Annotated in this window: 15 protein-coding genes and 1 riboswitch; of the genes, 11 read left to right on the top strand and 4 right to left on the bottom strand. The window is 72.0% G+C overall.

Annotated features, from left to right (window positions below; all coding sequences use genetic code 11):
- Positions 1–112: 112 nt before the first annotated feature.
- A complete protein-coding gene (locus KV381_RS04790) occupies positions 113–1,342 on the bottom strand; it encodes an MFS transporter (protein WP_218784716.1) in 1,230 nt (409 codons plus the stop codon).
- 170 nt (positions 1,343–1,512) lie between these two features.
- Between KV381_RS04790 and KV381_RS04785 the strand changes: the two genes are divergently transcribed.
- The gene (locus KV381_RS04785; RefSeq protein WP_218784714.1) at positions 1,513–2,703 is read left to right on the top strand and encodes an ROK family transcriptional regulator; all 1,191 of its coding nucleotides are present in this window, start codon (positions 1,513–1,515) and stop codon (positions 2,701–2,703) included.
- A gap of 16 nt (positions 2,704–2,719) precedes the next feature.
- Here KV381_RS04785 and KV381_RS04780 read toward each other — a convergent pair whose 3' ends face one another.
- The gene (locus tag KV381_RS04780) at positions 2,720–3,466 is read right to left on the bottom strand and encodes an SDR family oxidoreductase (protein WP_218784712.1); all 747 of its coding nucleotides are present in this window, start codon (positions 3,464–3,466) and stop codon (positions 2,720–2,722) included.
- A gap of 81 nt (positions 3,467–3,547) precedes the next feature.
- Complete coding sequence (locus KV381_RS04775; protein ID WP_218784710.1) at positions 3,548–5,902, bottom strand: chitinase C-terminal domain-containing protein; 2,355 nt, start codon at positions 5,900–5,902, stop codon at positions 3,548–3,550.
- Between the two features lie 310 nt (positions 5,903–6,212).
- A riboswitch (FMN riboswitch) is annotated at positions 6,213–6,343 on the top strand.
- 173 nt (positions 6,344–6,516) lie between these two features.
- Here KV381_RS04775 and ribD point away from each other — a divergent pair.
- The 10 genes from ribD to KV381_RS04725 all read left to right on the top strand — a co-directional run bounded on the left by ribD (position 6,517) and on the right by KV381_RS04725 (position 15,061).
- Positions 6,517–7,614 (top strand): bifunctional diaminohydroxyphosphoribosylaminopyrimidine deaminase/5-amino-6-(5-phosphoribosylamino)uracil reductase RibD, encoded by a 1,098-nt coding sequence (gene ribD / locus KV381_RS04770; RefSeq protein ID WP_218784708.1) that lies wholly within the window; start codon positions 6,517–6,519, stop codon positions 7,612–7,614.
- Entirely contained in the window at positions 7,615–8,223 is a 609-nt protein-coding gene (locus KV381_RS04765) for a riboflavin synthase (protein ID WP_030080348.1), read from the top strand. It begins immediately after the preceding gene.
- On the top strand, positions 8,220–8,864 hold the full coding sequence (locus tag KV381_RS04760; protein ID WP_218784706.1) for a nicotinamide mononucleotide transporter family protein: 645 nt from the start codon (positions 8,220–8,222) through the stop codon (positions 8,862–8,864). The genes KV381_RS04765 and KV381_RS04760 overlap by 4 nt, the downstream gene beginning before the upstream one ends.
- Positions 8,861–10,156, top strand: a complete 1,296-nt coding sequence (locus KV381_RS04755; protein ID WP_218784704.1) for a bifunctional 3,4-dihydroxy-2-butanone-4-phosphate synthase/GTP cyclohydrolase II — start codon at positions 8,861–8,863, stop codon at positions 10,154–10,156. Before KV381_RS04760 ends, KV381_RS04755 begins: the two co-directional genes overlap by 4 nt.
- 34 nt (positions 10,157–10,190) lie before the next feature.
- On the top strand, positions 10,191–10,676 hold the full coding sequence (ribH, locus tag KV381_RS04750) for a 6,7-dimethyl-8-ribityllumazine synthase (RefSeq protein ID WP_007453188.1): 486 nt from the start codon (positions 10,191–10,193) through the stop codon (positions 10,674–10,676).
- A 35-nt stretch (positions 10,677–10,711) separates the two neighbouring features.
- Positions 10,712–10,984: a phosphoribosyl-ATP diphosphatase gene (locus tag KV381_RS04745; protein WP_003970410.1), complete on the top strand. Its 273-nt coding sequence runs from the start codon at positions 10,712–10,714 to the stop codon at positions 10,982–10,984.
- A 65-nt stretch (positions 10,985–11,049) separates the two neighbouring features.
- Positions 11,050–11,898, top strand: a complete 849-nt coding sequence (gene hisG / locus KV381_RS04740) for an ATP phosphoribosyltransferase (RefSeq protein WP_030080338.1) — start codon at positions 11,050–11,052, stop codon at positions 11,896–11,898.
- Positions 11,899–11,935: 37 nt separating this feature from the next.
- The gene (locus KV381_RS04735) at positions 11,936–12,406 is read left to right on the top strand and encodes a PH domain-containing protein (RefSeq protein WP_030080336.1); all 471 of its coding nucleotides are present in this window, start codon (positions 11,936–11,938) and stop codon (positions 12,404–12,406) included.
- A 193-nt stretch (positions 12,407–12,599) separates the two neighbouring features.
- Positions 12,600–13,958, top strand: coding sequence for a hemolysin family protein (locus KV381_RS04730; protein WP_218784702.1), 1,359 nt, complete (start codon positions 12,600–12,602; stop codon positions 13,956–13,958).
- On the top strand, positions 13,955–15,061 hold the full coding sequence (locus tag KV381_RS04725) for a hemolysin family protein (RefSeq protein ID WP_030080333.1): 1,107 nt from the start codon (positions 13,955–13,957) through the stop codon (positions 15,059–15,061). The genes KV381_RS04730 and KV381_RS04725 overlap by 4 nt, the downstream gene beginning before the upstream one ends.
- Positions 15,062–15,100: 39 nt before the next feature.
- On the opposite strand, the gene KV381_RS04720 is transcribed toward KV381_RS04725, so the two are convergent.
- Complete coding sequence (locus tag KV381_RS04720; protein WP_030080330.1) at positions 15,101–17,005, bottom strand: AAA family ATPase; 1,905 nt, start codon at positions 17,003–17,005, stop codon at positions 15,101–15,103.
- Positions 17,006–17,248 lie beyond the last annotated feature (243 nt).

Raw genomic sequence — 17,248 nt, 5'->3', positions numbered from 1 at the left:
GAGGTCACCCGCCGCGCGCCGCCGTACCGCGTTTCCGTCGCCGTACCCCTCACGCGCCTCCCGGTTTCCTCGGCCGTACGCCTCCCGCCGCCGCGCACACCGACCGCCCCGGTCAGCTCCCGGTCGCGCTCTTCGTCGTCGTACCGCCGCCCACCGCCGAGCCGGTGACCTTGCGATCGGCCGACTTCAGCACTCCGGCGCCCAGCACCAGGCCGAAGGCCAGCGCCGTCACCACGCCGAACGACACCACCAGCGAGGTCGCCTCGGCCAGCGAGCCGATCGCGGAGGGGGCGATGAGGCCCGAGGTGTACGTGATGGTGGCGACGCCCGCGATGGCCTGGCTCGGGTTCGGTCCGCTGCGCCCCGCCGCGGCGAAGGCCAGCGGGACCACGACCGCCACGCCGAGGCCCAGCAGCCCGAAGCCGCACATCGCGGCCGCCGGGCTGGGCGAGAACACGACCAGCAGCCCGCCGGCGGTGGCCAGCAGCCCACCGGTGCGCACCGTGCGGACCGCGCCGAACCGGTCGACGATCCGGTCCCCGGCGATCCGGGCCACCGCCATCGTCAGCGCGAACGCCGTGGTGGACGCCGCCGCGAGACCGTCGGAGCTGTCCAGGACGTCCCGCAGATAGACCGCGGACCAGTCCAGGCTCGCCCCTTCGGCGAACACCGCGCAGAACCCGATCGCCCCGATGACCAGGGCCGACTTGGGCGGCAGCGTGAAGCGCGGCGGCGGTTCCTCCTCCGGAGCGCTCTGGAGGTCGAGGACGCCCCGGCAGGCGATCAGCCCCAGCACGGTGAGGGCCACCGCGGCGACGAGGTGGTGGAGACGGGCGTCGGTCCCGGTGTGGGCGGCGACCGTGCCCGCCGCCGAACCGATCAGCGCGCCCACGCTCCACATGCCGTGCAGCCCCGACATGATCGACTTGTCGAGACGGTTCTCCACCTCGACGCCCAGGGCGTTCATCGCGACATCGGACATGCCCGCCGTCGCCCCGTAGACGAACAGCGCCGCGCACAGGGTGACCAGGCTCGGTGCGAGGGCGGGCAGGATCAGCGCCAGTGTCCACAGCGTCAGCAGCCCCCGCAGGGCGGTCCGCGCCCCGAACCGGTGACTGATCCGGCCGGCCAGCGGCATCGCGATCGACGCGCCGATCGCCGGGAAGGCCAGCGCCAGACCGAGCTGGCCCGCGCTCACCCCGGCGTGGTCCTGGATCCACGGCACCCGGGTCGCGAAGCTGCCGGTCACCGCCCCGTGCACGGTGAAGACCGCGGCGACGGCGATCCGCGCCCGCTTCACCTGTGGCGCGCTGTAGACCGTGACGGTCGGGTCGTTCGTCATGCCGTCGTGTCCCTCCCCTGGGAATGCTCGGGTGCCAGCCGTCCCGGCGTTCTCCGTGCGGCGATGCGTGGCGTAAACTATCAGGAACCCTGCCTGATAAATAGTCGTTACTTCGCGCCCGGAGAACGCCCGGGAGAACGGCGCGGCGGCGATCTGGAAGGATCCCGGTTATGCCCGCATCACCGAGCACGGCTCGGGCCATCAACGACCGGCTCGCCCTGCGGCTGCTCCAGCAGGAGGGCCCGCTGACGGCCGCCCAGCTCAAGACGCTGACCGGGCTCTCCCGTCCCACCGTCGCCGACCTCGTCGAGCGGCTCCGGGGGGCCGGGCTGATCCAGGTCGTGGGCGAGTCCGGGGCCGTCCGCCGCGGACCCAACGCGAAGCTGTACGGGATCGTCGCCGACCGGGCCCATCTCGCGGCGCTCGACGTGCGCCTCGGAAGCGTCGGCGTGGTCGTCGCCGATCTGCTGGGCGCCACCCTCGCCGAGGGCTCCCTGCCCATCGGCAGCGACACCGGCACCGAACCCGCCGTCGAGCTGGCCGCCGCCCTGCTGGAACGCACCGCCCGCGAAGCCGGTTCCGTACCGCTGCACAGCGTCGGGGTCGGAGCGCCCGGGCTGATCGACCCCGTCACCGGCGAACTGCGCGACAGTTCCGGCCTGCCCGCCTGGCACCGGGGCCTGGTGCGGGAGCTCCAGCGACGGCTGCCCGCCACCGTCCTGGTGGAGAACGAGACCAACCTCGCGGCCGTCGCGGAACACCGGGAGGGCGCCGCCCACGACCGGGAGACCTTCGTCCTGCTCTGGCTCGGCCAGGGGATCGGGGCCGCCGTGATGCTGGACGGCAAGCTGCGTCAGGGGGCGTCCGGCGGCGCGGGCGAGATCGGCTTCCTGCCCGTTCCCGGGGTGAGCGGGCTGCCCTCCGCGGTCAACTGCGAGGGCGGCTTCCACTCGCTGGCCGGTTCGGTCGCGCTGTGCGAACTCGCCGCCGGGCACGGGCTCATGGACCTCGACGCGGTGGCCGAGGGCCGGGAGGAGGCGGCGGCCGCGGACGTGGTGCGGGCCGCTCTGGAGGCGGGGGAGGCGGGCGAGCCCTTCCTGAAGGAGCTGGCGGACCGCCTCGCCCTCGGCGCCGCCGCCGTCGTCTCGGTGCTCGACCCCGGCTGCGTCCTGCTCGCGGGGGCCGTCGGCCATGCGGGCGGGGGAGCGCTCGCCGCCCGGGTCGAGGAGCGGCTGGCGGCGATGTCACCGCTGCGCACCGAGGTCCGCGCCGGTTCGCTGGGCGACGGGGCGGTGCTGCGCGGTGCGCTGATCACGGCGCGGGACGCGGCGCAGGACGCGCTCTTCGCCCCGGGCGGCTGACGACCCGGAACTCCGTTCAGGCCGGACGGCGACGGCGGTGGTCGAGGAATTCTTCGAACGTCACGGTTCCCAGGGCGTGTTCGGGTGCCAGGTGGTCGCCGCGCCGGTAGCCCGCGTACGCCTTGCCCGCCAGCCGGACCGGTACGATCCGTCGGCTCCGGCCGGTGGACCGCAGGAACGCCCCGGCCAGGTCGGTCAGCTCACGGACCTCGGGGCCGCCCAGATCGGGCACCCGGCCCGCCGGAGCGCCGAGCGCCAGGGTCGTCAGCCGGTCGGCGACCTCACCGCTGTCGACCGGCTGGAGCGCCACCCCGGAGGGCACCGGCAGCACGGGCAGCTTCGCCGCTCCGGACAGGATGCGCAGGGCCAGATCGTGGAACTGTGTGGTCCGCAGGATCGTCGCGCCGAGCCCGGAGTCCTCGATCATCCGCTCGACCCGGTGCTTGACCGTGTAGTAGCCCAGCGGCAGCCGGTCCACGCCGACGATCGAGATGGAGAGAAGATGCGGCGTCCCGGCCCGCTTCGCCGCGTCGATGAGGAACCCCGCCGCCACGTCGTCGCCGCCGCGCGGGGCGGTGGCGCAGTGGACGATCACGTCCGCCCCCTCGACCGCCGCGTCCAGCCCCTTGCCGTCGCGCAGATCGACGGCGTACGAGGGGGAGCGCCGGCTGAGGCCGCGGACGTCGGCCCCTTCGGTGCGCAGTCGCTCCGCGACCTGCCGGCCGAGTGTTCCGGTGGCGCCGGTGACCAGAATCGTCGTCATGGGGCCAGTCTGACGGAGCGCGGCCCGGCCCGGCGCGAGCGGGGCGAGCCGCTCGCACCGGGCCGGAGGGCGCGGGAGGCCTCAGCAGGCGCCGAGGTCCTTCCAGGGGCCCCACTCGGTGGATCCGGGCGTCTCGCCCTTCGTCCACCACGAGGCCTTCCACTCGTGGCCGCCGTGGCTGACGACGGAGCCGCCGGTGTACTCGGTGGCCGCGTTCCAGGCCGCCGCCGAGCAGTCGCCGCCCGGCTGCGTCGGGGTCGGGGTCGGCGTCGGCCCGGTCGGGTCCGGCGTCGGCGTGGGGCTGGTCCCGGTGCCGGGCTCGACCACGGTGGTGCCGCGGGCCAGGTCACCGGCGAGGGAGTAGGACTTCCCGCCGAAGGTCACGGTCCAGTTCGACGGGGTGGAGGTGGGCAGGTAGTAGACGAAGTCCAGCTCCACCGAGGCGCCCGGGGCCAGCGTCTGCCAGGCCGGGAGCTTCAGCGAGACGCGGTTGTAGTCGCCCTTCAGGCCGCCGATGTTGTTGGCCGCCGTGTGGTCGCTGCGGATGATCGTCGTACCGAAGCCGGACTGGTCCTTGGCGTTGGCCGGGGCGGAGGTGGAGTAGTCGAACTGGAACTCCGTACCGCCGGGCAGCGTGGCCTGGGTCCGGTTGGTGATCTTCAGCTTGGGGCTGATCGGGTAGTTGGAGTCGCCCAGCGGGAACTGTCCGAAGGAGACGTCGATGTCCAGCGCCTCGGTCGGCAGGTCGATCGTGGAGCGCTTCGCGCCGTACGGGGCCGCCGACTTGAACGCGTCGTACATCGCGGTCGTCAGCGTGGAGCCGGTCTCGTACTGGCCCTTGGCCGCGTTCCACTGATAGTCGCCCGCCAGCTCCCAGATCATCGTGCCGCCGATGCCCTGGTCCACGACGTAGTCGGCCTTGGCCTTCACCGACTGCTCGTCCTCGGTGGAGAGGAACACCTTCTTCTCGGCGTTCCAGAGCCACGGGGCGACCAGCGTGGAGTCGTACTTACGGGCGTACGTGCCGGTCAGCTGGGTGCTCGCGGGGAAGCCGTAGTCGGTGACGTAGTCGCCGACGATGCCCTTCTCCAGGTTCTTCGCGTGCCACATCGGGTTGGAACCGGCGGGCGATTCCTTGCCGTTGGTGTCCTTGTCGTGCCACAGGTTGTCGATGCCGACCGCGCCGTCACCGCACTTGGTCAGACCCGCGCCCGCCGGGCAGTCGGTCGTGGCCGCCTTGCCCCACAGGCCGTCGGTGCCGCCCTGCACGTTCTTGAAGCCGCGGGTGTAGTACGGCAGGCCGATGTTGATCCGGCCGGCCGGCATCGAGCCGCGGAAGTAGTGGTAGGCCCAGTCGGTGTTGAGGTAGCCGGTGCCGCCGTACTGCGAGGTGGAGTACACGCCCGCCTGCGCCAGTTCGGCGTCCTTGCCGTCGTCGAACAGGGAGGCGTTCGGGCCGACGTACTCGTTCCAGGCGCCGTGCAGGTCGTAGGACATGATGTTGACGTAGTCCAGGTACTTCTGCATCTGGTACGTCTCCATGCCCCGCAGCAGATAGCCGGAGGAGGGGGCGGCGACGGTCAGCAGGTAGTGCTTGCCGTCGGCCTCGCCCGCGCGGTCGAGCTTCTCGCGCAGCGTCTTCATCAGGGCGTCGTAGCCCTTGACCAGCCCGGCGCGTCGGCCGTTGGACAGTGCGTGGTCCAGCGGGTTGCCCGCGTCCTTCATCGAGGTCGCGTACTCGTAGTCGATGTCGACGCCGTTGAAGCCGTACTTCTTGATGAAGTCGACGGCCGAGTCGGCGAAGGTGTTGATGCCCGCCTGGTTGACCGAGCCGTCGGCGTTGGTGGCCATCGAGTAGAAGCCGCCCGAGTCGACGCGCTCGCCGTCGGGGCCGAAGTAGCCGCCCGTCTCGGCCCAACCGCCCACGGAGACCAGGGTCTTCACGTTCGGGTGCTGCTTCTTGTACTTCGTCAGCAGGTTGAAGTGCCCCTTGTAGGGGAGCGCCGGGTCCATCTCCGCGCCTTCGACACCGGGCCAGGTCATGCCGGTGGAGGCGTTGTCGGCGCTGTCGGGGCCGACCGAGAGCTTGTTGGACCCGTCGACGTGCGCGAAGGCGTAGTTGAGGTGCGTGACCTTGTCCCACGGGATGTCCGGGACCAGGTAGGCGTCCTTGCCGTCCTTGCCGGTACGCCAGTTGGTGAAGTAACCGATGACGCGCCGCTGGTGGTCGGCGCCCATCTTCTCGCGGCCGTCGGCGTCGTAGACCGAACAGTAGGGGACGTCGACGCCGGGGGTCTGATACAGCCCGTCGGGGCGACAGGAGGTCTGGTCGGCGGCGGCGGCCGACGGACCTGCGGCGAGTGAACTCAACAGCAGTCCGGCGACGGCGGCGCCGGCGGCGAGCAGGGTGGCTCTCGCTCGGGTGGGGGACAGCATGTGGTCGTTCCTCCTGGGGAGGTCGGCAGAACACAACTGGCAAAGGGGTGGGTCGTGTCGGGGTCCTGGTGTGCGCACACCGCCGGACCGAACCTCGGAGGTGACGCAGAGGTTAAGAGGACTAGACCAGTGCGTCAATAGGTCTGGACCTTTAACGGTCAACTTTTCCGCTGCCGCGTCGATGACTACGTTGTCGACTTCGCGCCGACGTGAACACGCCAGGGATCCACCGCGCCCGCTGTGACCCAGCCCACAGCCCTCACCCGCATGGCCGAGAGGCGACCGTGGCAGACTGGTTGCGTACCAATAGCAGCGCACTCCGGGGTCGGTGCAATTCCGAACCGGCGGTTACAGTCCGCGACCCGTCCGCAGCCAGCGGCCGGTTGACCAGGTGAAATTCCTGGACCGACGGTGAAAGTCCGGATGGGAGGCAGTGCGCGGCGGTTTGTCATCGGTACGCCGCCGTCGGCGGACGCATGGCCGGGAATCTCCCGGACTCCGTGCGTTCCTGGCGTTTCCCGTTCTCGGGATTTCGGCGTTTCCCCTGATCAGCCGCTTCATCTGTCGTCATCGACAGGCCCCGGAGTCCGTGCCCGAAGAGGCAGGAGGACCCGGTGGACACCGCAGCCGACATCACCGCCATGCGCCGAGCGATCACGCTCGCGGCGCGCGGTCTCGGCTCCACCAGCCCCAATCCGGTCGTCGGCTGTGTGATCACCGACGCCGCCGGAAACCTGGTCGGCGAAGGCTTCCACCAGCGCGCCGGAGGGCCGCACGCCGAGGTCCACGCCCTGCGCGCGGCCGGCGAGCGGGCCCGCGGCTCCACCGCCTACGTCACCCTCGAACCCTGTAACCACACCGGCCGCACCGGCCCCTGCGCCCAGGCCCTCCTGGCCGCCGGGATCAGCCGTGTCGTGTACGCGGTCGGCGACCCGAACCCGCAGGCCACCGGCGGTGGCGACACCCTGCGCGCGGCCGGGGTCCGGGTGGAGCAGGGCCTCCTCGCCGACGAGGCCGAGGCGGGCAACGCCGCCTGGCTCACCTCGGTGCGCCTCGGCCGGCCGTACGTCCTGTGGAAGTACGCCGCCACGCTCGACGGCCGGATCGCCGCCGCCGACGCCACCAGCCGCTGGATCACCTCGCCCGAGGCCCGCGCCGACGTCCACCGGCTGCGCGCCGAGGCCGACGCCGTGCTCGTCGGGTCCGGCACCGCCCGGACCGACGACCCGCAGCTGGGCGTACGCGGCGTCGACGGCGCCACCCAGCCGCTGCGGGTCGTCGTCGACACGAACGCCTCCGCCGTGCGGCCCGGCGCCCGGGTCCTGGACGACACCGCGCCCACGCTGGTCGCCGTGGCCGAGGACGCCCCGGCCGATCACCTCCCCGAGGCCGCCGTCCTGCGGCTGCCCCGCGCCGCCGGACGCGGCCTGGACCTCGACGCCCTCCTCGCCGCCGTGCACGAGCGCGGCGTCCGCTCCGTACTCCTCGAAGGCGGGCCCACCCTCGCCGGAGCCTTCGTCGCCGCCGGGAAGGTCGACAAGGTCGTCGGCTATCTCGCCCCGGTCCTGCTCGGCGCGGGCCCCGCCGCCCTCGCCGACGCCGGAATCTCCACCATCTCCGGGGCGTTGCGCCTCGATGTGACCGAGACCGTGCCCATCGGCCCCGATCTGCGCATCACCGCCGTCCCCGCCCCTGCTCGGAAGGGAAACTGAGTGTTCACCGGAATTGTCGAAGAACTGGGTGAGGTCACCGCCGTCGAGCGGCTGTCGGACGCCTCCCGCTTCCGGCTGCGCGGCCCCGTCGTCACCGAGGGCGCCAAGCACGGCGACTCCATCGCGGTGAACGGCGTCTGCCTCACCGTCGTGGACACCGCGGAGGGCGAATTCACCGCCGACGTGATGGCCGAGACGCTGAAGCGCTCCAGCCTCGGCGCGCTCGCCCCCGGCTCCCGGGTCAACCTGGAACGCCCGATGGAGCTCGGCGGCCGGCTCGGCGGACACCTCGTCCAGGGCCATGTGGACGGCACCGGCACCATCGTCGAGCGCACCCCCTCCGAGCACTGGGAGATCGTCAAGGTCTCGCTGCCGCCCGAGCTGACCCGCTACGTCGTGGAGAAGGGCTCCATCACCGTCGACGGCGTCAGCCTCACCGTCGTCGACGCGGCGGCCGACCACTTCACCATCAGCCTCATCCCCACCACCCTCGACCTGACCACGCTCGGCCACAAGCAGCCCGGCGACCCGGTCAACCTGGAAGTGGACGTCGTCGCCAAGTACGTCGAGCGGATGCTCGGCGACCGGGCCGGACAGGACCCGCGATGAACGCCGCATCCTGGCTCAACTCCGAGGCCTTCACCGTGTTCGGCCAGCACATCAAGTGGTCGGACATGATCGGCAACATCATCGGCCTGGTCGCCCTGGCCCTCGGCTGGCGACGCTCCATCTGGACCTGGCCCGCCCAGCTGCTCTCCGGCGCCATCCTCCTGGTCGCCTTCGCCTCCGCCCACCTCTCCGGCAGCGCGGGCAAGCAGCTGGTCGTCATCGTCGTCGCCCTGTGGGGCTGGTGGTCCTGGAACCGCGGCAGGCAGCGGGCCCAGGACGGCTCCATCGCCGTCCGCTTCGCCACCTGGCGCGAGCGCGGCGTGCTGATCGGCGCCGCCGCCCTCGGCACCCTCGCCGTCGGCGGCCTGTTCACCGCCTTCCCGTCGCTGTCCTGGGACCCGTGGCCGGACGCGTACATCTTCGTCGGCACCGTCGTCGCGATGTACGCCCAGGCCAAGGGCATGGTCGAGTTCTGGTTCGCCTGGCTGCTGGTCGACCTGGTCGGCGTCCCGCTGAACTTCGCCAACGGCTTCGCCTTCTCCGGCTTCGTCTACATCATCTACGGCGCGCTCGTCCTGTGGGGCATGCGCGACTGGTGGCTGCGTACGCGGACACCCGCTCTGGAAGGAGCCACGGCATGACTGCTCAGCCCACCTGGCTGCACCCCGGCCACGACCCGCTCGCCGAGGACCTCTCGCTGGACCCGGTCGAGCAGGCCATCCGTGACATCGCCGCAGGCCGACCCGTCGTCGTCGTGGACGACGAGGACCGCGAGAACGAGGGCGACCTCGTCATCGCCGCCGAGAAGGCCACCCCCGAGATCGTCGCCTTCATGATGAGCGAGTGCCGCGGCCTGATCTGCGCGCCCATGGAGAGCGACGAGCTGGAACGCCTCGACCTCCCGCAGATGGTCCAGCACAACACCGAGTCGATGCAGACCGCCTTCACCGTCTCCGTCGACGCCTCCGCCGCCCACGGCGTCTCCACCGGCATCTCCGCCGCCGACCGCGCCACCACCCTGCGGATGCTCGCGGGCGGCGTCGCCGGCCCCGGCGACTTCGTCCGGCCCGGTCACATCTTCCCGCTGCGCGCCCGCTCCGGCGGCGTCCTCGTCCGCAACGGCCACACCGAGGCCGCTGTCGACCTCGCCCGGCTCGCCGGACTGCGCCCGGCCGGCGCGATCGTCGAGATCGCCGGCGAGGACGGCGTGATGCTCCGGCTGCCCGAGCTGGTGCCCTTCGCCCGCAAGCACGGACTGACGATCATCTCCATCGAGGACCTGATCGCCTACCGCCGCGGCAACGAGCCGACCGTCCGCCGCGAGGCGGAGACCCGGCTGCCCACCGCGTTCGGCGACTTCACCGCGTACGGCTACCGCTCCACCGTCGACGGCGTCGAGCACGTCGCCCTGGTCCACGGCGAGATCGGCGACGGCGAGGACATCCTCGTCCGGATCCACTCCGAGTGCCTGACCGGCGACATCTTCCAGTCCCAGCGCTGCGACTGCGGCCCCCAGCTGCACGCCTCCATGCGGCGCATCACCGAGGAGGGCCGGGGCGTCGTCGTCTATCTGCGCGGCCACGAGGGGCGCGGCATCGGCCTGCTCTCCAAGCTGCGCGCGTACGAACTCCAGGAGCGCGGCGTGGACACCCTCGACGCCAACCTGGAGCTCGGCCTGCCCGCCGACGCCCGCGACTACGCGGCCGGCGCCCGGATCCTCGCCGACCTCGGCGTCACCAGCCTGCGGCTGATGACCAACAACCCCGACAAGACCGAGGCCGTCGTCCGCCACGGTCTCGCCGTCACCGGCCGCGAGCCCATGCCCGTCCAGGCCGGCGAACACAACCTGCGCTACCTGCGCACCAAGCGCGACCGCATGGGCCACGATCTGCCCTGGCTCGACGCCCCCGCGTCGACCTGCGCCAACCAGTAACGACCATTCCCACATCAGCGTCTTCAGGAGAAACATGAGCGGCAAGGGTGCACCCGAACTGTCCGTACGCAACTGCGGCGACCTGCGCGTGGCCGTGATCGCGGCCCAGTGGCACGAGAAGGTCATGGACGGCCTCGTCGACGGCGCCCTGCGCGCCCTGCGCGAGCTGGGCATCGACGAGCCCACCCTGCTCCGCGTGCCGGGCTCCTTCGAGCTGCCCGTTGTCGCCAAGGTGCTCGCCGGACGCGGCTACGACGCGATCGTCGCCCTCGGCGTGGTCATCCGCGGCGGCACCCCCCACTTCGAGTACGTCTCCCAGGGCGTCACCCTCGGCCTCACCCAGGTCACCGTCGACACCGGTGTTCCCGTCGGCTTCGGCGTACTGACCTGCGACACCGAGGAGCAGGCGCTCGACCGGGCCGGCCTCGAAGGGTCCAACGAGGACAAGGGGCACGAAGCGGTCACCGCCGCCGTGGCCACCGCGGCCACGCTGCGCACCGTCAGCGAACCCTGGCGCTGAGTGCGCCCCGGCGACCCCGTATTCTGAGGACCATCATGGCGAACAAGACCTTTGAAGAGCTCTTCACCGAGCTCCAGCTCAAGGCCGCCGAAGGCGACCCCGCGACCTCCCGCACCGCCGAACTGGTGGACAAGGGCGTCCATGCCATCGGCAAGAAGGTCGTCGAGGAGGCCGCCGAGGTCTGGATGGCCGCCGAGTACGAGGGCAAGGAAGCCGCCGCCGAGGAGATCTCCCAGCTGCTGTACCACGTCCAGGTGATGATGGTCGCGCGCGGTATCTCGCTCGACGACGTCTACGCCCATCTCTGAGCCGGTCCCGAGCTCCGCACGCCCCGTCTCTCATCTCTCCCCTCCGCACGAAGGAAGCCGACCTCATGCTGCGCATCGCCGTCCCCAACAAGGGTTCACTCTCCGGGCCTGCGATGGCGATGCTCCATGAGGCCGGCTACCAGCAGCGCAAGGAGTCCAAAGAGCTGGTCCTGGTCGACCCGGAGAACGAGGTGGAGTTCTTCTACCTCCGCCCGCGCGACATCGCGATCTACGTCAGCTCCGGCAAGCTCGACATCGGCATCACCGGCCGCGACCTGCTGCTGGACTCCGGCGCCGACTCCGAGGAGATCCTCCAGCTCGGCTTCGCCCGCTCCACCTTCCGCTACGCCACCAAGCCCGGCACCGCGGCGGGCCCGCAGGACTTCGACGGCATGACGATCGCCACCTCCTACGAGGGCATCGTCGCCAACCACCTCGACAAGGCGGGCGTCAAGGCCTCCGTCGTCCACCTCGACGGCGCGGTCGAGACCGCCATCGAGCTGGGTGTCGCCCAGATCATCGCCGACGTGGTGGAGACCGGCACCAGCCTGCGCAACGCCGGTCTTGAGGTGATCGGCGAGCCGATCATGACCTCCGAGGCCGTCGTCATCCGGCGCAACGGCGCCCCCGCCGACGACCCCAAGGTGCAGCAGTTCCTCCGCCGCCTCCAGGGCGTCCTGGTCGCCCGGTCCTACGTGATGATGGACTACGACTGCCGCGTCGAGCACCTGGAGCGCGCCGTCGCCCTCACCCCGGGCCTGGAGTCGCCGACCATCTCCCCGCTGCACCACGAGGGCTGGGTCGCCGTCCGTTCCATGGTCGCCGCCAAGGAGGCCCAGCGGATCATGGACGACCTGTACGAGCTCGGCGCCCGCGCCATCCTCACCACGGCCATCCACGCCTGCCGCCTCTGACGGCACCGGCCACCCCGCACCCCCGAGAGAAGACCCGATGTCCGCGCCCAGGCCCGAACTCCCCGCCCTGCCGGTCACCTTCCGGCCCATCCTCACCCGGGTGGTCCTGCTGAGCGTGGGCCTGGCGATGTTCCTCGTCATCACGGTCATCGCCCTGATGCTGGAGCGGCTCAACCCGGGGGAGCGGGTCAGCTTCATCTTCGTCGCGGCCCTCTTCTTCGGTGTCCTGGCCCTGCTCAGCAGGCCCCGGGTCACCGCCGACGACTCCGGGGTCACCGTCGTCAACCTCACCCGGTCCCGCAGGCTGGCGTGGGAGGAGATCCTCCGCGTCAACCTGCGCTCCGGCGACCCCTGGGTCTTCCTCGACCTCAGCGACGGCACCAGCCTGCCCGCCCTCGGCATCCAGCCCGGCCTGGCCAAGCAGCAGGCCATCCGCGACGCCCGCGCCCTGCGCGACCTCGCCGAGTCGCGCGGCACCGGGAACGACGACACCCCCGGCAGCGGCTGAGCCCCTGCCCGACGCGGGGCCTTCTTGTCTACTCTGGTGGGCGGCGGCGCCCCGTGCGCCCCGCCCCGCCCGTACCACGGCCCTATCCCGGGCCCGCGGGGTTCTTCCTGCGACCCAAGGAGTGACTCCCTCCAGCAATGGACGGATCGTCCGGTAGTACCTGCGCCGCCCCTTCCCCGGAGGCGGCGGCCTCATGACCACCCCCCTGCTGCTCCTCGCGGCGGCCTTCCTCCTCATCCTCGCCAACGGGTTCTTCGTGGCAGCCGAATTCGGGCTCGTCACCGTGGACCGGCCCGACGCCGAACGCGCCGCCGCCGAGGGCGACCGACGGGCCCGTACCGTCGTCGAAGCCCTGCGCGAACTCTCCTTCCAGCTCTCCGGCACCCAGCTCGGCATCACCATCACCTCCCTGGTGGTGGGCATGCTCGCCGAACCGGCCCTGGCCCGGCTGCTCGCCGGACCCCTCACCGCCACCGGACTGCCCGCCGGGGCCGTGTCCGGGGTCGCCGTCGTCATCGGCATGCTGCTGGCCTCCGCCGTCCAGATGATCGTCGGCGAACTCGTGCCCAAGAACTGGGCCGTCTCCCGGCCGCTCCAGGTGGCCCGCTTCGTCGCCGGACCGCAGGCCCGCTTCGCCGCGCTCCTGCGACCGGTGATCACCCTCCTCAACGCCCTGGCCAACCGGCTGGTGCGCCTCCTGGGCGTCGAGCCCACCGACGAACTGGCCTCCGCCCGCACCCCGGGCGAACTGGTCTCCCTCGCCCGGCACTCCGCCGAGGCCGGGGCCCTGGAACAGGACACCGCCGACCTCTTCGTCCGGACCCTCTCGCTGGCCGGCCTCACCGCCCAGCACGTCATGACCCCCCGGGTGAAGGTCAGCGCCCTGCACTCCTCCGCGACCGCCGAGGACGTCCTCAACCTCACCCGCGCCACCGGCCTCTCCCGCTTCCCGGTCTACCGGGACCGCATCGACGAGGTCATCGGCATGGTCCACCTCAAGGACGCCCTCGTCGTCCCCGCCCACGAGCGCCTGCGCACCCCGGCCGGACGGATCGCCGTCGCCCCGCTGCTGGTGCCCGGCACGCTGCCGGTGGAACACCTGCTGCGGCGACTGCGCCACGAACAGCCCATAGCCGTGGTCGTCGACGAGTACGGCGGCACCGCCGGCGTCGTCACCCTGGAGGACATCATCGAGGAACTCGTCGGCGAGGTCCGCGACGAGCACGACGCCGAGGGCTCCGACCGCCCCGAGCTGACCACCGCCACCGGCGAGGACGGCCGCCCGGTGTGGGACGCCGAGGGCAGCTGCCGGGTCCACACCCTGCGCCGCAGCGGCCTGGACGTCCCCGACGGACCGTACGAGACCGTCGCCGGGCTCGTCGCGGAACTCCTGGGCCGCATCCCCGCCCCCGGCGACCGGGCCGAACTCCCCGGCTGGCGGATCTCCGTCCGCCAGGTCGGCCACAACCGCGCCGAACGGGTCCGATTCACCCGGACGCCCGGCCCGCTGCCGGAGACGGCCGCCCCCGGCCTGCTGGAGGCCGCGCGATGAGCATGTTCCAACTCCTCCTCGCCGCCCTCCTCGTGCTGGCGAACGGCTTCTTCGTCGGCGCCGAGTTCGCCCTCGTCTCCGTCCGCCGCAGCCAGATCGAACCGCTGGCCGCCCAGGGGTCGGGCCGGGCCCGCACGGTCCTGCACGGCCTGGAGAACCTGCCGCAGATGATGGCCGCCGCCCAGTTCGGCATCACCGTCTGCTCCCTCACCCTCGGAGCCGTCGCCGAGCCGACCGTCGCCCATCTCCTGGAGCCGGTCTTCCACGCGGCGCACGTCCCCGACGGACTCGTCCACCCCCTCGGCTTCGCCCTCGCGCTGCTGTCCGTGGTCGTCCTGCACCTGGTCATCGGCGAGATGGTCCCGAAGAACCTCGCGATGGCGGCGCCCGAGCGGACCGCGCTCTGGCTCAGCCCCGGCCTGGTCGCCTTCGCCCGGCTCTGCCGCCCGGTCACCACCGCGCTCGGCGCCTGCGCCGGACTGGTGCTGCGGCTGTTCGGCGTGGAGCCGAAGGACGAGGTGGAGGCCGTCTTCACCAGCGAGCAGCTCAACCGGCTCGTGGAGGACTCCGGACAGGCCGGTCTCCTCGGACCGGAGGCCGCCGAACGACTGGAGGACGCCCTCGAACTGGGCAGCAGGCCCGTCGCCGACGTCCTGCTGGAGCGGGCCTCCCTGGTCACGGTCGACCCGTCCGTGACCCCGCGCCGGATCGAGGAGCTGACGGTGCGCACCGGCTTCTCCCGCTTCCCGGTCTGCGCGGACGGCGGCGGCCCCTTCATGGGCTACCTCCACGTCAAGGACGTCCTGGAGCTGGAGGACGCCGACCGGGCGGTCCCGCAGCAGATCTGGCGCCCGATGGCGACCGTACGGGCCGAACTCCCGCTCGACGACGCCCTGACCGTGATGCGCCGCGCCGCGACGCATCTGGCGCAGGTCGCGGACGGATCGGGCCGGGTCCTCGGTCTGGTCGCCATGGAGGACGTCCTGGAGATGCTGGTGGGGGAGGTGCGCGACCCGGCCCACCGGTCGGTGTCGGTGCCCCGCCGCCCGGTGGACGTGCCGAAGACGCCGGGGCTCCCGGCGTCCGGGGCTCTGGTGCACTGACGTGACACCGTGCCGGGGGCCGACGCTCCCGGCACGCTGTCACACCGCGCCGGGCTCCTGCTTGCCCCGGCCCACCGGACCGCGCCCCGACAGCACCTCGCCGTAGGCCTGCATCAGGTCCGGGAGCCGCAGCGTCGACAGGTCCTCCCGGGTCAGCTCGCCCGGATAGCCGGAGAGCCGCAGATCACGGTAGGCGCAGCTCTTCTCGTACAGCGTCCGCAGGAAACGGCCGTTGCCCAGCTCGTCGATCCAGCCCTGGTCCACCACATGGCCGCTGATGGAACGCAGCTCGTCCACCGCCTCCTCGTCCCACACGTCGTCGTTCTCGGCGGCCAGGACGCTGCCGATCGCGGTGAGTTCGAGCGGCCGGTAGCTGGGGAAGTCGACCCGGCTGGTGAAACGGGAGGAGAGCCCCGGATTGGTGGCGAGCAGCCGGTCCATGCCCTCCGGGTAGCCCGCGAGGATGACGACGAGATGGTCCCGGTTGTCCTCGGCCCGCTTGAGGAGCACCTGGAGCGCCTCGTCGCCGTACGCGTCGCCCTTGCTGTAACCGGAGTTGGCCAGGCTGTACGCCTCGTCGACGAACAGCACCCCGCCGAGCGCCGAGTCGATCAGCTCATTGGCCTTGACCGCCGTCTGCCCCAGGAACTCCCCGACTAGATCCGACCGTTGGGCCTCGACCAGATGATCGCCGCCGAGCAGACCGAGGGCGTAGAAGACCCGGCCCAGGATGCGCGCCACCGTGGTCTTGCCGGTGCCGGAGGGGCCGGAGAAGACGAAGTGGCGCTTCGGCGGCTGGACGGGCAGGCCCTGCTCGGCCCGCCGCCGGGCCATGTTCAACTGCGCGGAGAGCGCCTTGACCTGACGCTTCACCGGTTCGAGACCGACCATGCGCTCCAGCTGCGCCAGCGCCTCGGCCAGCAGGGCGGGATCGCTGGGCCCGGCCGGGAAGGGCGGCGGCTTACGGGTCCTGGTGCGGCGGGCGCCCTCCACGGGCACGGTCGGGCCGGGCGCCGGCTCGTCGCCGAGCAGCCCCGCCTCGCCCACCGGCCAGGACTCGCGCCCGTCCACCAGATCGGTGCCGAGCAGCGCGTCGCCCTCCGGCTGCGCCTCCGCCCCCGGGACCCCCGCACCGAAACCGGTCAGGGTCACCGCGGCCAGGTCCGCCGACTCGTCGTACCCGTCGCCCTCCACGAGCGCCGCCAGCCGGGCGGAGGTGTCCATGAACGCCGGGTCGACCCGGTGCACCGCCCGGTACAGCGGCAGGGCGGCCGCACTGCGCCCGGTGCCCTCGTGGGCCCGCGCCAGCCAGTAGCGCAGCTCCTTGCGCTGCGGCTGCTCGCTGCGGCAGCGCATCAGCGCGGCCGACAGCAGCGGCTCCGCCTGCCCGAACATCTCCAGCCGGACCCGCGCCATCCCGCCGAACAGCCCCGCCTCGATGCCCAGCATCGGATCGTCGACGAGCTGCTCGGTGCAGCGCACCAACTGCTCCCAGTCCTTGACCAGATACGAGCGACAGGCGTGCAGGAACCGCACCTGCGGATCCGCGTCCACCGGCGGCAGCCCGGCCAACGCCCGGTCCAGCTCCGGCACATGGCGCCCGTCCAGCCAGTGCGAGGCGTGCGCCAGCAGCAGATCGCGCGGACTCTCCAGCACCGGCTGCACCCACCAGCCCAGCCAGTACCAGGAGTTGAGCGTACGTCGGTGGCGTGCGCGCTGTTCACCGAAGCGGTCGCGGTGCCGGTACATGCGCAACAGGGCCGTGGTGGTGTCGATGCGCAGCGCGTGGAGGCCGAGCCAGCCGTCCGCCATGCCGGGATCGAACCGCACCGCGGCTCTGAACTCCTCCTCGGCCTGCGGGTAGGCGCCCATCGTGTAGGCGTCCATGCCACGCAGCCAGGCGAGGTCGGCAGGGGCTCCAGCGCCCTGTGTGCCGATGTCCATCAGGTCCCCCACAAACCGTGCCCCCAGGATGTCCCGCCCGCACAGCATGCCCACCGGAGCGTGCTGAATCACGGCGTGGAGGAAGGGAATTGACCACACCGAGCTGCATCGTACCCGCGCACCGGGGGTGGGGCCGCTTCCTGACCGACCCTCAGGAGTGGTCACCGAGGGTGAGTGCATCGCTCTGCGTGGTCGCCGGAACGGTGCGGGGAGCACAGAGCGAAGCCCCCGATCACGGGGGAA

It is taken from the genome of Streptomyces sp. WY228 (assembly GCF_019287315.1).
GTDB classification, from domain to species: domain Bacteria; phylum Actinomycetota; class Actinomycetes; order Streptomycetales; family Streptomycetaceae; genus Streptomyces; species Streptomyces caviscabies.
The sequence above is the reverse complement of the archived record's forward strand: the minus strand, read 5'-3'. Positions and strand labels throughout refer to the sequence as shown.

Excerpts from the sequence above, each read along its gene's own strand:
- KV381_RS04775 (WP_218784710.1), bottom strand. The coding sequence starts at position 5,902 with ATGCTGTCCCCCACCCGAGCGAGAGCCACCCTGCTCGCCGCCGGCGCC.
- KV381_RS04755 (WP_218784704.1), top strand. The coding sequence starts at position 8,861 with ATGACTGCTCAGCCCACCTGGCTGCACCCCGGCCACGACCCGCTCGCC.
- KV381_RS04725 (WP_030080333.1), top strand. The coding sequence starts at position 13,955 with ATGAGCATGTTCCAACTCCTCCTCGCCGCCCTCCTCGTGCTGGCGAAC.
- KV381_RS04735 (WP_030080336.1), top strand. The coding sequence starts at position 11,936 with ATGTCCGCGCCCAGGCCCGAACTCCCCGCCCTGCCGGTCACCTTCCGG.
- ribH (WP_007453188.1), top strand. The coding sequence starts at position 10,191 with ATGAGCGGCAAGGGTGCACCCGAACTGTCCGTACGCAACTGCGGCGAC.
- KV381_RS04785 (WP_218784714.1), top strand. The coding sequence starts at position 1,513 with ATGCCCGCATCACCGAGCACGGCTCGGGCCATCAACGACCGGCTCGCC.
- hisG (WP_030080338.1), top strand. The coding sequence starts at position 11,050 with ATGCTGCGCATCGCCGTCCCCAACAAGGGTTCACTCTCCGGGCCTGCG.
- KV381_RS04790 (WP_218784716.1), bottom strand. The coding sequence starts at position 1,342 with ATGACGAACGACCCGACCGTCACGGTCTACAGCGCGCCACAGGTGAAG.
- KV381_RS04745 (WP_003970410.1), top strand. The coding sequence starts at position 10,712 with ATGGCGAACAAGACCTTTGAAGAGCTCTTCACCGAGCTCCAGCTCAAG.
- KV381_RS04720 (WP_030080330.1), bottom strand. The coding sequence starts at position 17,005 with ATGGACATCGGCACACAGGGCGCTGGAGCCCCTGCCGACCTCGCCTGG.
- KV381_RS04780 (WP_218784712.1), bottom strand. The coding sequence starts at position 3,466 with ATGACGACGATTCTGGTCACCGGCGCCACCGGAACACTCGGCCGGCAG.
- KV381_RS04730 (WP_218784702.1), top strand. The coding sequence starts at position 12,600 with ATGACCACCCCCCTGCTGCTCCTCGCGGCGGCCTTCCTCCTCATCCTC.
- KV381_RS04760 (WP_218784706.1), top strand. The coding sequence starts at position 8,220 with ATGAACGCCGCATCCTGGCTCAACTCCGAGGCCTTCACCGTGTTCGGC.